Genomic DNA, 12,209 nt, shown 5'->3' with positions numbered 1-12,209 from the left:
TCGCGGAGTCGGCCATCAGGAAGAGCGGTTCGGCGACCAGTGCGCCGAAGGCCGGCAGTGCCAGTGCGAGGATGTCCCGGTCCTGGCGGCGGCGGTCGGTGCGGGGAAGGGTCATGGTGCCACCGTAGTCATCCACAGGTAAGTGGTACAAGGGGATTGTGTCTATTACTAGAACCTGCGAACGAATGGTAACCGCAGGGGCGGGGTCGAGGTCGCCCCCGGGCGTGTGAAGTATTTCTCATGCACAGCCGGTGGAAAGAGTTACTGCAGGTCAGCGAGTTGACACCAGGGCGATCGTGTGGTTATCCACAGGGCTGTCCCCATGCTTGTGCACAGGTTTCGGGCAGTTGTCCACAGGGATGGCGCGTTCGTCCACATGTCCTGTGGATAACCGTCTTGGTCTGGGGCCCGTGAGCCCCTTAGCGTGGTCGCTCTCCGACGCGCCGGACCCCTACCCGGCGTCCGTTTTGTCGGCACCGTGGCGTAAGAAAGAGGTGGACCAGGCGATGCCCGTACCCACCCGACCGGCCCCCCACCCACACCGGCACCGCCCGGCCCACCGGTGCGATCCGCACCGCTCGTACGATCCGCACTGTTCGCCTCACCTGCACCACTCGCACCACTCGCTGATCGGGGAAGACGCGTGACCGGCCCCCAGTACGACGACCACGACGTGCCGCCGCCCCCGGAGGACGACTGGCAGCCGTCCGACGACGCCTTCTCCGGCCCGTTCCAACCCGACGGCCCCGGTGACCGGCTGCCGGTCACCCGCAACCGCGGCGCGGCCGCCACCGGCTCCGGCGGTGGCTCCGGGTCCGGCGCCGGCGGCAAGGGCGGCGACTTCCGCAAGCGGGACGGCGAGCGGGGCAGCGGCGGCGGTGGCGGTGGCGGCGAGTACCGCAAGCGCGACGGCGACCGGGACCGGGACGGCGACCGCTCCGGCGGCGTCGAGGGCTTCGAGCGGGTCCCCCCGCAGGACCTCGCCGCCGAGCAGTCCGTCCTGGGCGGCATGCTGCTCTCCAAGGACGCCATCGCCGACGTCGTCGAGGTGCTCAAGCCGCACGACTACTACCGCCCGGCCCACGAGCTCGTCCACAGCGCGATCCTCGACCTGTACGCCCGGGGCGAGCCGGCCGACCCGATCACCGTCGCCAGCGAGCTGACCAAGCGCGGCGAGCTCACCCGGGTCGGCGGGCCCGGCTACCTGCACACCCTGGTCAACTCCGTCCCCACCGCGGCCAACGCCGAGTACTACGCCGAGATCGTCCACGAGCGCGCCGTGCTGCGCCGCCTCGTCGAGGCCGGCACCCGGATCGCCGGCATGGGCTACGCCGCCGAGGGCGACGTGGACGAGATCGTCAACGCCGCCCAGGCCGAGATCTACGCCGTCACCGAGCAGCGCACCAGCGAGGACTACGCCCCGCTCGCCGACATCATGGAGGGCGCGCTCGACGAGATCGAGGCGATCGGCTCCCGGCAGGGCCAGATGTCCGGCGTCCCCACCGGCTTCGCCGACCTCGACGCGCTGACCAACGGGCTGCACCCGGGCCAGATGATCGTGATCGCGGCCCGCCCCGCCATGGGCAAGTGCCTGGCCGGCAGTTCGGTCATCACCGAGGCGCTGACCGGCGAACGCGTCACCATCGCGGAGTTCGTGCGCCGCGGGCAGGCCGGGGAGCGGCTCGAGGTGCTCACCCTGGGCCAGGACTGGAAGCTGCGCGGCGTGCGCCCCGCGGACTTCATCGACAACGGGCGCCGCTCGGTGCTGACCCTGACCACCCGGCTCGGCCGCGCGCTCACCGCCACGCCGAACCACCCGCTGCGCACCCTGCGCGGCTGGGTGCCACTGGAGGAGCTGCACCCGGGCGACCGGATCGCGGTGCCCCGCCGGCAGCTCACCGGCGGGCCCGACCTCGACTCCGACCTCGACTCCGACCTGCTGCCGAGCGAGGTCTGGGAGCTGGTCCGGGCGGCTCAGGGCACCCTGGGCCGGGCCGAGGTCAACGCCCGCTGCGGACGGCCCCGTGACCACGAGTGGCCTCTCGAGGGGCCGGTGGGCCGCGAGTGGCTGGCGGAGCTGGCGAAGGCGCTGGACTCGCGCACCCTGCTCGACCTGGCCACCTCGGACGTCCACTGGGACCAGGTCGAGTCGATCGTGGCGGCCGGTGAGGAGCAGGTGTACGACCTGACGGTGGACGGCACCCACAACTTCGTGGCGAACGACATCGTGGTCCACAACTCCACGCTGGCACTGGACTTCTCGCGGGCCTGCTCGATCACCAACGGCCTGCCGAGCGTCATCTTCTCGCTCGAGATGGGCCGCAACGAGATCGCCATGCGCCTGCTCTCCGCCGAGGCCCGGGTCGCGCTGCACCACATGCGCTCCGGCAACATGACGGACGACGACTGGACCAGGGTCGCCCGCCGGATGCCGGACGTCACCGCGGCGCCGCTCTACATCGACGACTCGCCGAACCTGTCGATGATGGAGATCCGGGCCAAGTGCCGCCGCCTCAAGCAGCGCAACGACCTCAAGCTGGTGGTCATCGACTACCTCCAGCTGATGCAGGCCGGCGGCTCACGGCGGGCCGAGAGCCGCCAGCAGGAGGTCTCCGACATGTCGCGAAACCTCAAGCTGCTGGCCAAGGAGCTGGAGGTCCCGGTGATCGCGCTCTCCCAGCTGAACCGTGGCCCCGAGCAGCGCACCGACAAGAAGCCGATGGTCTCCGACCTGCGTGAGTCGGGCTCGATCGAGCAGGACGCCGACATGGTCATCCTGCTGCACCGCGAGGACGCCTACGAGAAGGAGTCCCCCCGCGCGGGCGAGGCCGACCTGATCGTCGCCAAGCACCGTAACGGCCCCACGGCCACCATCACGGTGGCGTTCCAGGGCCACTACTCACGCTTCGTGGACATGACGCGGGACTAGGGAGCGGTGGTGTAGGGGGTCGGATCCCGCTGCGCGGCGCTGGGCGGTGACTACGCGTCGGGGGTGGTCGTCGGGGGGCGGTCCGGCGGGGTGGTGCGCGGGTCCAGGCGGCGGGACAGGGGGGAGAGCAGAGCCAGAGCGCTGAGGCCGAGGGCGACGAGTGCCAGCCCGCAGAGGGTGGTGAAGCCCTGCCACCAGGCGATGGCGGAGCCGATGACGGTCGCCGAGACGAGGACCGCGAGCACGCGTCGCGCGCGGCCGCCCTCGCGCCAGGCCGCGGTGAACAGGCCGCGGGGGCGCCAGAGCCGGATCAGCCAGGCTCCCGCCATCGCGGGATGGACGAAGGCGGCCGCTCCGCCGGTCGCGTGTGACCGGCGGGTCAGCAGGCCGAAGTGTCCGCGTGCGATGAGGACGATGCCGACCACCAGCACCAGGGCCGATCGTGGCTCTGGTTCCTCTTCCCGTCGAGTGCACCGGAGTCGGGGGCGGCCCGGTGTCCTCGACCAGCGGGACCTACGCCCTGCCCCCGCGAGCGGCAAGGCATCGCCGGGATCGGGCACCGGGGGCGGGCGCGAGGTCGGGAGGGGGACAACGAAATCGGGCGGTCGTTCGTGGGAGGGGGTGAGACGGAAGAGGGTGGGCGGTGGACTGGCATGAGGTCCTGGGCGAGTTGATGCGGGCCAGGGGAGCCGCGTTGAAGCGGTACGGGTACGTGCTGTGCGGTGAGCGGGCCGAGGCGGACGACCTGGTGCAGGACGCGCTGGTCCGGGTGTTCGCGCAGCCGCGCCGGAGTTGGGACGTCGAGTCGGCGGAGCGGTACGTGCGGCGCGTCATGCTGAACCGCTATCTCGACCAGCACCGTCGGCGGGCCCGTTGGCGGGTGCTGCTGCCCCGGCTGGCCGCCCCGACGTCCACGGCCGACTTCAGCGCCGCCAGTGGGGACCGGCTCGATCTCGTGAGCGCGCTCGACGTGCTGTCGCCGCGGCAACGGGCCTGTGCGGTGCTGCGGTTCTACGAGGACCTGCCGGTGGCCGAGGTGGCCGACCGGCTGGGTTGCAGCCCGGGGACCGTCAAGCGGCATCTGAGTGAGGCGATCAGCAGACTCGGCACCACCCTGGTGCCGACCGGCCACGAAGGGCACGGACATGCGCAGTGAGGCGGAACTCAAGCAACTGCTGGGCGAGTTGGCCGACGAGGGGGGAGAGCTGGAGGCGAGCCGGGAGACGGTCGTGGCGCTCGTCAGGAGGCGGCGGCGGGTGCGCGGCGGCGCGGTCGGGCTCGCGGTGGTCTGCCTCGCGGCGGGGGGTGCGCTGACGGTGCGGGCCGGGGGTGCCTCCGGACCGGTGGCAGACGGGTCGGTCGCGGCGGCCGCGGGTCCGTCCGGGCCGGCCTGTGTCAGCGAGTCCCCGTCGGCCGGGCCGTCGGGCTTCGCGCTGCTCGGGGACCTGAGGTCCTGTCAGTACCTCGGCCTGACGCTGGAGGCGGCCCGCGCGCAGGCGGCACGGGAGGGCCGTGACCTGGTGGTGGGCAGCGAGGACGGCACGTACCACGGCATAACCTTTGAGTTCCGGACCTCGCGGGTGGTCGTCGATGTGGTCCACGGGCGCGTGACCTCCGCCCTGATCGGGTGAGCGGGGAGGAGCCCGGGGGTTCGGGCGGCCGGCCGTCCGGGCCGGTCAGCGCTTGCGGGCCAGGGTGACCCCGTCGCGGACGGTGAGCATCACCGCGTCGACCCGGTCGTCGGCGGCGATGAAGTCGTTGAGGCGGCGCATCGCCAGGTGGCGCTCCTCCTGGTAGGCCGGGTCCAGGCTGCGCCCGGCGAGGAAGACGTTGTCCAGCACGATCAGGCCGCCGGGACGCAGGCGCTGGAGGATCTCCTCGTAGTAGGTCGGGTAGCTGGCCTTGTCCGCGTCGATGAAGGCGATGTCGAAGGCCGGCTCGGCGGGCAGCGCGCGCAGCGTCTCGGTCGCCGGGCCGATCTTCAGGTCGATGCGGTCGGCCACGCCGGCGCGCTCCCAGAAGGGCCGGGCGATCGAGGTCCACTCCTCGCTGGTGTCGCAGGCCAGCAGGCGGCCGTCCGAGGGCAGGGCCCGGGCGATGCAGAGGGCGGAGTAACCGGTGAAGACGCCCACCTCGATGGCGTGCCGGGCGCCGGTCAGCTTGACCAGCATGCTCAGGAAGGCGCCCTCGTCGTGGGAGATCTGCATGGCCGCGGCCCGTCCGGTGGCCTCGCGGGTCCGGACGGTCAGCTCGTGCAGGATCTCGCCGGGCGGGGTGCAGTGGGTGAGCACGTAGGCGCTGACGGCCGGGTCGATGATCGACAGGTCCCCGCCGTCGACCGGGGCCGTCCACTGGACGCGCAGCTCCTCCTGGGCGCCGAAGCGCTCCAGGTGGCGGGTGACGACGTCCTGCACCCGGGTCAGGGTGTCCGGGGCGGCGGCGGTGGCGATCAGCTCGATCTCGTCGCCGGCGGGGGTCAGGACGCAGGTGCCGTCGTCGAAGGTGAGGGTGGCCCGGCCGTCGCCGGCGAGTTCGGCGGTGACCTTGTGGCCCAGGTGGGAGACGAGCTGCTTGAGGTAGCGCTCGGGACGGTCGGTGGCGGCGCGGGCGGTCGCGATGGGCACGGGGGCTCCTTGCGGTAGGGATCGGGGTCAAGCGTCGGGAATCCTCAACGCTTCGGGTTCGGATTCTGCTGCCGGATCGCGCCGCTTGTCAAAGGGTTTGTTTTCCTCGACACTTTCGCCATGGGAGACCAACCGACCGAGCGGGACCAGCCGGCCAGCGGCACGGACGAGCCGGAGCCCCTGGTGCTGCGCTCGCCCGAACAGTTCAAGGCGCTCGGGCACCCGCAGCGGCACCGGATGGTCAACGTGCTGCGCCAGCGCCCGGCGACGCTGCGTCAGCTGGCCGAGGCGCTGGGCCTGCCCAAGGGGACCGTGGGCTACCACGTGCGGGTGCTGCGGGAGGCGGGCCTGGTCCGGCTGACCGAGACCCGGCAGGTGCGCGGCGGCACCGAGCAGTACTTCGCGCTGGTCAGCACCAGCTTCACGTTCCACCGGGACGCCCGGGGCGGCCGCGAGCTCCTCGTCAACGCGGCGCTGGCGGAGATGCTGCCGGTGCGTCCCGGCCAGCCGGACCACACCGTGCTGCGCCACCTCTGGCTCACCGAGGAGGAGGGCCACGCGATGGCCGCCCGTCTGCGGGCGCTGGCCGCCGAGCCGAACCCCGGTGACGCCTCGACCGGCGAGCCGTACGGGCTGCTGGTCGCGCTCTTCCCGGCCGACATCCCGGGCCTGGCCGCCGACGAGGGCGCCGAGAGGACTTGACGGGAGCCGGGGTCCGGCGGGTGCGGGCCCTGGCGCGCGGAGGATCTGGTGCGCGGAAAGCCCGGGCGGCGGTGTCGATTCCGGCGGGTCCCGTTCGACGTACGGGTGGAGGCCGGATTCCGGTCGGGCGCGAGTGTCGCCGCCCGGCCCCGGTCGATCGACGGGACACCGAGAGGGAGCTGGCGACGATGCGGTTCATGATGCTGGTGCGGGCCGATCCGAACACCGAGGCCGGGATGCTGCCGACCCGCGAGATGATCGAGACGATGGGCCGGTACAACGAGGAGCTGGTCAAGGCCGGGGTGCTGCTGGCCGCGGACGGGCTGCACGCGAGCAGCAGGGGCGCCCGGGTGGCGTTCGGCGGGGGCCGGGTGACGGTGACCGACGGTCCGTTCGCCGAGGCGAAGGAGCTGATCGCCGGGTACTGGATGCTCCAGGTCTCCTCGCGGGAGGAGGCCGTCGAGTGGGCCTGCCGGGTGCCGCTCGAGGACGGGGTGGTGGAGCTGCGGCAGGTGCTGGAGATCGGCGACTTCCCCGAGGACGCGGTGTCGCCCGAGGCGCTGGCGCGCGAGCAGGAGCTCTCCGAGCGGGTCCGGCAGCAGCAGGCCGACCGCTAGGCCGACGGCTGGGCCGACCGCCGGGCCGATCGCTGGGCCGACGGCCGGGCCCTGTCCGGTTGTTGTCGCCGGCCGGGGCCCGCACTGCCGGAGGGACGGGGCGCGGGTTGCGGGTGGTGGTGGGGCGCTGCTCTGATGGGTTGCCGTGACGAACAGCGACTCGCGGCGCAGCGCCGCGCACGGCACGGTGGAGGCCGTCTGGCGGATCGAGTCGCCACGGCTGGTCGCCGGGCTGACCCGGCTGGTACGGGACCTGGGCACGGCCGAGGAGTTGGCCCAGGACGCCCTGGTCGCCGCGCTGGAGCAGTGGCCGAAGGACGGCGTCCCGGCGAACCCGGGGGCCTGGCTGATGGCCACCGCCAAGCACCGGGCGATCGACCTGATCCGCCGTCGCGAGCGGCTGGCCGGCAAGGTGGACGAGTTGGGCCGGACCCTGGACCGGGAGCCGCAGCCCGGCCCCGAGGAGCTGGTGGAGCAGGGCGAGGACATCCAGGACGACCTGCTGCGGCTGGTCTTCACCGCCTGCCACCCGGTGCTCGGCACCGAGGCGCGGGTGGCGCTGACCCTGCGGCTGCTGGGCGGGCTCAGCACGCCGGAGATCGCCCGCGCCTTCCTGGTGCCGGAGCCGACGGTGGCGCAGCGGATCGTGCGGGCGAAGCGGACGCTGGCCAAGGCCGGGGTCCCGTTCGAGGTGCCGCAGGGGCCGGAGCTGGTCGAGCGACTGGAGTCGGTGCTGGAGGTCGTCTACCTGATCTTCAACGAGGGGTACGCGGCGACCGCCGGCGAGGACTGGATGCGGCCGGCGCTCTGCGAGGAGGCGCTGCGGCTGGGCCGGATCCTGGCGGAACTGGTGCCGGACCAGGCGGAGGTGCACGGGCTGGTGGCGCTGCTGGAGATCCAGGCCTCGCGCTCGGCGGCCCGCACCGGGCCCGGGGGCGAGCCGGTGCTGCTGCTGGAGCAGGACCGCGGCCGCTGGGACCGGCTGTTGATCGGGCGCGGGCTCGCGGCCCTGGAACGGGCCGAGGCGCTGAGCGCGGTGCCCGGTCCGTACGTGTTGCAGGCGTCGATCGCGGCCTGTCACGCCCGGGCCCGCACGCCGCAGGAGACCGACTGGGTGCGGATCGTGGCCCTGTACGAGGCGCTGGCCCGGCGCACCCAGTCGCCGGTGGTGGAGCTGAACCGGGCGGTGGCGCTGGCGATGGCGTTCGGACCGGCGGTCGGGCTGGAACTGGTCGACCAGCTCACCGACGAGCCGTCGCTGCAGGGCTACCACCTGCTGCCGAGCGTGCGCGGCGACCTGCTGGTCCGGCTGGGGCGGCCGGCGCAGGCCCGGACGGAGTTCGAGCGGGCGGCGGCGCTGACGCTCAACGAGCGCGAGCGGGCGCTGCTGCTGGAGCGGGCGGCGGCCTGCGGGGCGACGGGCGGCTGAGCCCGAGCGGCCTGCCGGTCCGCCCGAGCCGCGTGAGCCGCCCGAGCAGCCGGGTGGCTCAGGCGGTCGCGTCCTCGCCCGCGGGCGCCTGCGCGTCGGGCTGCTCCAGCAGGAACCCGCGCACCAGCCGGACCAGTTCGTCGGGCTGCTCGAAGACCACCACGTGCCCGCTGTCGATCTCCGCGTACCGGCTGCCGGGCAGTGCGGCGTGCAGCTCGCGGGCGTGCTCGACCGGGATGGTGGCGTCCTGGGTGAGCCCGATCGACAGGGTGCGGGCGGTGATCCGCGGCAGCAGCTCGCGCAGGTCGATCCGCAGGTTGAGGTCGAGCTGGCGCAGCAGGTTGGCGGTGGGCGGGAGGTTCCCGGCCAGCTGCTCCACCTGGGCGTGGCCGATGCCGTTGAGGAAGGGCCGGCTGAAGCCGGTGAGCAGGGCGAACCGGCCGAAGGCGTCGGGGTCGGTGATCGCGCGCCAGGTGGCCATCAGGTTGCGCACGTACTCCTCGTCGGGACGGCCCCAGCCGGCGATCATGACCAGCCGGTCCACCAGGTCGGGGCGCAGCGCCGCGGCCGCCGCGGCGACCGGGGCACCCTGCGAGAAGCCCGCCAGGGCGACCGGGGCGCCGTCGTCGGTGGCCTCGATGACGGCGATCAGCTGTCGGGCCAGCCGGTCCAGGGTGAGCGGGGTGCCGTCGTCGCGGACCGGCTCGGTGCCGGAGAGGTCGGGCAGCACGACGGTGAACCGGTCGGTGAAGCGGCCCAGCAGGGCGCCCCAGGTGAGGTCGGCGGTGGGGCCGGTGCCGTGCACCAGGACCAGGCGCGGGCCGTCGCCCTCGACGCGGTAGGGGATGGTGGCGTCGGCCACGGTGACGGCGGTGCTGACGGTGTGCGCGGTGGTGACGGTCATGGCGGTGTCGCTCCTGGTGGGAGGGGGTGCTCGCGGCTGATGGGGACGAGCCTGGCACCGTCCTCGCGTGCTGAGGAGCGGACCGGTGTGGCTAGGATCGGCAGTCCTGGTCTGGCGCGGCGGTGGTTTCGGCGCCGGCCACGACCGGGGACCTGTCGGGGGGATGACGGAGCGTCATGGGGGATGTGCGGATGGACCGGGTCGAACTCGCCGACTTCCTGCGTCGGTCACGGGGTCGGGTGCGGCCGGAGGAGGCCGGGCTGACCGCCGGGCCGCGACGGCGCACGCCGGGGCTGCGGCGCGAGGAGGTGGCCCAGCTGGCCGGCATGTCGGCCGACTACTACATGCGCCTGGAGCAGGCCCGCAGTCCGCAGCCGTCCACCCAGCTGCTGGCCGCGCTGGCCCGGGCGCTGCGGCTGGGCGACGACGCCCGCGACCACCTCTACCTGCTGGCCGGCCACCGCCCACCGGCCGGCCGGTCGGCGGGCGACCGGCTGCGGCCGGGACTGCGCTTCCTGCTGGACCGGTTGACCAGTGCGCCGGCCCAGGTGCTGAGCGATCTGGGGGACCTGCTGGGGCAGAACGCGATGGCCGACGCGCTCTTCGGCACGGTCTGCTCGGTGGCTCCGGAGCACCGGAACACCGTCCGGCGCTGGTTCACCGACCCGCGGGTGCGGGCGGCCTACCCCGCGTCGGAGGTCGAGCACTGGAGCCGGGTCCATGTGGCGGACCTGCGGGCCGCGGTGACCCGCCGTCACCACGACGAGGAGTCGGGTGCGCTGGTGCGCCGGCTCTGCGCGGCGAGCGAGGAGTTCGCCCGGCTCTGGGAGCTGCACGAGGTGGGGGTGCGGCGGACCAGCCGGATGCGGGTGCTGCACCCGCGGGCGGGTGAGCTGGCGTTCGACTGCGAGCAGTTGCTGACGCCGGTGGAGGACCAGCAGCTGCTGGTCTTCACCCCGCCGGCCGGCGGCGACCCGGCCGCGCACGAGGAGCAGCTGCGCCGGGCGCTGGGGGAGCCCGGGGTGCCGGTGGGGCAAGCGGGGCTGATGGGGCCGGTGGAGCTCGGGGTGCCGGCCGGGGTGTAGCGGGCCGTGGCGGTGCGCGGTGGGCGGGCTCAGTGCGCGGTCTTCTCGGCCAGCGCGGCGGCGGCCCGGTAGCCGTCGGGCACGCCGCCGACCAGCAGGACGTCGCAGACCGCGTTGTCGGTGCGCAGCGCGAGGATGTCCCGGTAGGCCGGCGAGTCGTACCAGGCCTGGGCGCGGGCCAGGTCGGGGAACTCGATGAGCACCAGGTCGCCCTGCCAGCTGCCCTCGCGCAGGTCGATCGGGTTGCCGTGGACCAGGAACCGGCCGCCGAAGGGGTCGAGGGTGGCGTCGACGCGCTCCAGGTACGCGACGATCTGCGGGCCGAACTCGACGGTGTGCAGGTGGCCGAGGGCGTAGGCGGTCATGGTGTCCTCCGGTGGTGGGTGGGCCGCTGGGCGGCCGCTCCTTCGTGGTGCTGACGACGTTACGCAGCGGCGGGGTTCGCGGAATCAGTCGGCCGTAGGTAGGCGTCGGTGGGGCACGTCCTAATCTGACGCCATGACTGAGATGAAGATCGGCGCTGCCTGGGGTGAGGGCCGCGAGGACAGCGGCACCGGCGTCGAGCTGGTGATCTTCGACTGCGACGGCGTGCTGGTGGACAGCGAGAAGATCGCGGTCCGGGTGCAGGTCGCCGTCGGCGCCGAGCTGGGCTGGCCGCTGACCGAGGCCGAGGTGCTGGACCGCTTCGTGGGCCGGTCCGCCGCCGCGGTGGCCGAGCAGGTCGCCGAGCGGCTGGGCGAGGCGGTGGCCGCGACCTGGCAGGACCGCTTCGAGCAGCTGCACCGGGTGCGGGTGGATCGGGAGCTGACGGCGGTCGCCGGGATCGAGGAGGCGCTGGCCGGGCTGCGGCTGCCGTCCTGCGTGGCCTCCAGCGGCAGCCACGAGAAGATGCGCCACACCCTGGGGCACACCGGGCTGTACGACCACTTCGCCGGCCGGATCTTCAGCGCCACCGAGGTGCGGCGCGGCAAGCCCTCCCCCGACCTGTTCCTGCACGCGGCCCGGCGGATGGGGGTGCCGCCGCAGGCCTGCGTGGTGGTGGAGGACAGCAAGTACGGGGTGCGGGCGGCGCGGGCCGCGGGCATGCGCGCGCTGGGCTACGCGGGCGGGCTGACCCCGGCCTCCTGGCTGGCGGAGGAGGGGGCGCTGGTCTTCGAGGACATGCGCGAGCTGCCCGCCCTGCTGGCCACGCTGGGTCCCGTCGCCCCCACCTCCCCCACCGCCGCCGTCGCCCCCGTTGCCTCCGCCGTCGCCGCCGCGGTGCCGGCCGGTGCCGCCGGCTACGCCGAGCAGGCCGACGCGCTGGCGGAACAGTACGAGAGCGTCACCTTCGAGCAGGTGCACGCCGGGGTGCGGCACCTGCTGCCGGCCGCGCCGGCCCGGGTGCTGGACGTGGGCGCCGGCACCGGCCGCGACGGCGCCGCGCTCGCCCGGCTCGGCCACACCGTCACCGCCGCCGAACCGACCGCCGAACTGCGCGCGCACGGGCGCCGGCTGCACGCGGACGCCGCCGTGCGCTGGACCGACGACGCGTTGCCCGCGCTGCCCGGCCTCAGCGCGGCCGACGAGCGCTACGACCTGATCCTGGTCTGCGCGGTCTGGATGCACCTGGCCGCCGCCGAGCGGGCCGCCGTGCTGCCGGCCATCGCCGCGCTGCTGGCCCCCGGCGGCACCCTGCTGATCTCCCTGCGGCACGGGCCGCTGCCGGCCGGGCGGCGGATGTTCGACGTGCCGGCGGCGGAGCCGGTGGCGCAGGCGGGCGCGGCCGGCCTGCGGCTGGTCCACCGGGGGGAGCGTCCCGACCCGCACGGGCGGCCGGGCGTGCGGTGGACCGACCTGGCCCTGGTCGGGGCCGAGCGGCCGGCCGGCTGAGGGCTGCCGCAGGGCGGCTGCGCCGGCGCCCCGCCGCCCCCCCCCCC

General features: G+C 74.1%; 12 protein-coding genes and 1 pseudogene. 9 read left to right on the top strand and 4 right to left on the bottom strand.

Features of this window, described 5'->3' with window-relative positions; genetic code table 11:
- Positions 1–562: 562 nt before the first annotated feature.
- Positions 563–2,929 (top strand): replicative DNA helicase, encoded by a 2,367-nt coding sequence (dnaB, locus tag ABD323_RS35605; RefSeq protein WP_344446229.1) that lies wholly within the window; start codon positions 563–565, stop codon positions 2,927–2,929.
- A gap of 50 nt (positions 2,930–2,979) precedes the next feature.
- Here dnaB and ABD323_RS35600 read toward each other — a convergent pair whose 3' ends face one another.
- The gene (locus ABD323_RS35600) at positions 2,980–3,360 is read right to left on the bottom strand and encodes a hypothetical protein (protein WP_344446228.1); all 381 of its coding nucleotides are present in this window, start codon (positions 3,358–3,360) and stop codon (positions 2,980–2,982) included.
- A gap of 212 nt (positions 3,361–3,572) precedes the next feature.
- On the opposite strand from ABD323_RS35600, the gene ABD323_RS35595 reads away from it, so the two are divergent.
- Positions 3,573–4,085 (top strand): SigE family RNA polymerase sigma factor, encoded by a 513-nt coding sequence (locus ABD323_RS35595; protein ID WP_344446227.1) that lies wholly within the window; start codon positions 3,573–3,575, stop codon positions 4,083–4,085.
- Positions 4,075–4,560 carry a hypothetical protein gene (locus ABD323_RS35590; RefSeq protein ID WP_344446226.1) on the top strand — a complete coding sequence of 162 codons (486 nt, stop codon included), beginning with the start codon at positions 4,075–4,077 and terminating at the stop codon, positions 4,558–4,560. The genes ABD323_RS35595 and ABD323_RS35590 overlap by 11 nt, the downstream gene beginning before the upstream one ends.
- Positions 4,561–4,605: 45 nt before the next feature.
- On the opposite strand, the gene ABD323_RS35585 is transcribed toward ABD323_RS35590, so the two are convergent.
- Positions 4,606–5,553 carry a DUF2218 domain-containing protein gene (locus ABD323_RS35585; RefSeq protein ID WP_344446225.1) on the bottom strand — a complete coding sequence of 316 codons (948 nt, stop codon included), beginning with the start codon at positions 5,551–5,553 and terminating at the stop codon, positions 4,606–4,608.
- Between the two features lie 120 nt (positions 5,554–5,673).
- Between ABD323_RS35585 and ABD323_RS35580 the strand changes: the two genes are divergently transcribed.
- The 3 genes from ABD323_RS35580 (at position 5,674) to ABD323_RS35570 (ending at position 8,301) form a co-directional block, all read left to right on the top strand.
- The gene (locus ABD323_RS35580; RefSeq protein WP_344446224.1) at positions 5,674–6,255 is read left to right on the top strand and encodes an ArsR/SmtB family transcription factor; all 582 of its coding nucleotides are present in this window, start codon (positions 5,674–5,676) and stop codon (positions 6,253–6,255) included.
- Between the two features lie 188 nt (positions 6,256–6,443).
- On the top strand, positions 6,444–6,872 hold the full coding sequence (locus ABD323_RS35575) for a YciI family protein (RefSeq protein WP_344446223.1): 429 nt from the start codon (positions 6,444–6,446) through the stop codon (positions 6,870–6,872).
- Between the two features lie 145 nt (positions 6,873–7,017).
- Positions 7,018–8,301 (top strand): RNA polymerase sigma factor, encoded by a 1,284-nt coding sequence (locus ABD323_RS35570; RefSeq protein WP_344446222.1) that lies wholly within the window; start codon positions 7,018–7,020, stop codon positions 8,299–8,301.
- 58 nt (positions 8,302–8,359) lie between these two features.
- Here ABD323_RS35570 and ABD323_RS35565 read toward each other — a convergent pair whose 3' ends face one another.
- On the bottom strand, positions 8,360–9,205 hold the full coding sequence (locus ABD323_RS35565; RefSeq protein ID WP_344446221.1) for an alpha/beta fold hydrolase: 846 nt from the start codon (positions 9,203–9,205) through the stop codon (positions 8,360–8,362).
- Positions 9,206–9,381: 176 nt separating this feature from the next.
- Between ABD323_RS35565 and ABD323_RS35560 the strand changes: the two genes are divergently transcribed.
- Entirely contained in the window at positions 9,382–10,290 is a 909-nt protein-coding gene (locus ABD323_RS35560; RefSeq protein WP_344446220.1) for an MmyB family transcriptional regulator, read from the top strand.
- A 29-nt stretch (positions 10,291–10,319) separates the two neighbouring features.
- On the opposite strand, the gene ABD323_RS35555 is transcribed toward ABD323_RS35560, so the two are convergent.
- Positions 10,320–10,655: a DUF1330 domain-containing protein gene (locus tag ABD323_RS35555; RefSeq protein ID WP_344446219.1), complete on the bottom strand. Its 336-nt coding sequence runs from the start codon at positions 10,653–10,655 to the stop codon at positions 10,320–10,322.
- A gap of 142 nt (positions 10,656–10,797) precedes the next feature.
- On the opposite strand from ABD323_RS35555, the pseudogene ABD323_RS35550 reads away from it, so the two are divergent.
- Both ABD323_RS35550 and ABD323_RS35545 read left to right on the top strand, forming a co-directional pair.
- Positions 10,798–11,478, top strand: a pseudogene (locus tag ABD323_RS35550) (HAD family hydrolase); the annotation flags it as partial.
- Positions 11,452–12,162 carry a class I SAM-dependent methyltransferase gene (locus ABD323_RS35545; RefSeq protein ID WP_344446231.1) on the top strand — a complete coding sequence of 237 codons (711 nt, stop codon included), beginning with the start codon at positions 11,452–11,454 and terminating at the stop codon, positions 12,160–12,162. The pseudogene ABD323_RS35550 and the gene ABD323_RS35545, both read left to right, overlap by 27 nt.
- Positions 12,163–12,209: the final 47 nt, after the last annotated feature.

Source organism: Kitasatospora nipponensis (assembly GCF_039528135.1).
GTDB lineage: Bacteria > Actinomycetota > Actinomycetes > Streptomycetales > Streptomycetaceae > Kitasatospora > Kitasatospora nipponensis.
Note: the sequence above shows the minus strand (reverse complement) of the source record. Positions and strands in the feature narration are given on the sequence as shown.

Excerpts from the sequence above, each read along its gene's own strand:
- ABD323_RS35560 (WP_344446220.1), top strand. The coding sequence starts at position 9,382 with ATGGGGGATGTGCGGATGGACCGGGTCGAACTCGCCGACTTCCTGCGT.
- ABD323_RS35580 (WP_344446224.1), top strand. The coding sequence starts at position 5,674 with ATGGGAGACCAACCGACCGAGCGGGACCAGCCGGCCAGCGGCACGGAC.
- ABD323_RS35575 (WP_344446223.1), top strand. The coding sequence starts at position 6,444 with ATGCGGTTCATGATGCTGGTGCGGGCCGATCCGAACACCGAGGCCGGG.
- ABD323_RS35565 (WP_344446221.1), bottom strand. The coding sequence starts at position 9,205 with ATGACCGTCACCACCGCGCACACCGTCAGCACCGCCGTCACCGTGGCC.
- ABD323_RS35555 (WP_344446219.1), bottom strand. The coding sequence starts at position 10,655 with ATGACCGCCTACGCCCTCGGCCACCTGCACACCGTCGAGTTCGGCCCG.
- ABD323_RS35545 (WP_344446231.1), top strand. The coding sequence starts at position 11,452 with ATGCGCGAGCTGCCCGCCCTGCTGGCCACGCTGGGTCCCGTCGCCCCC.
- ABD323_RS35590 (WP_344446226.1), top strand. The coding sequence starts at position 4,075 with ATGCGCAGTGAGGCGGAACTCAAGCAACTGCTGGGCGAGTTGGCCGAC.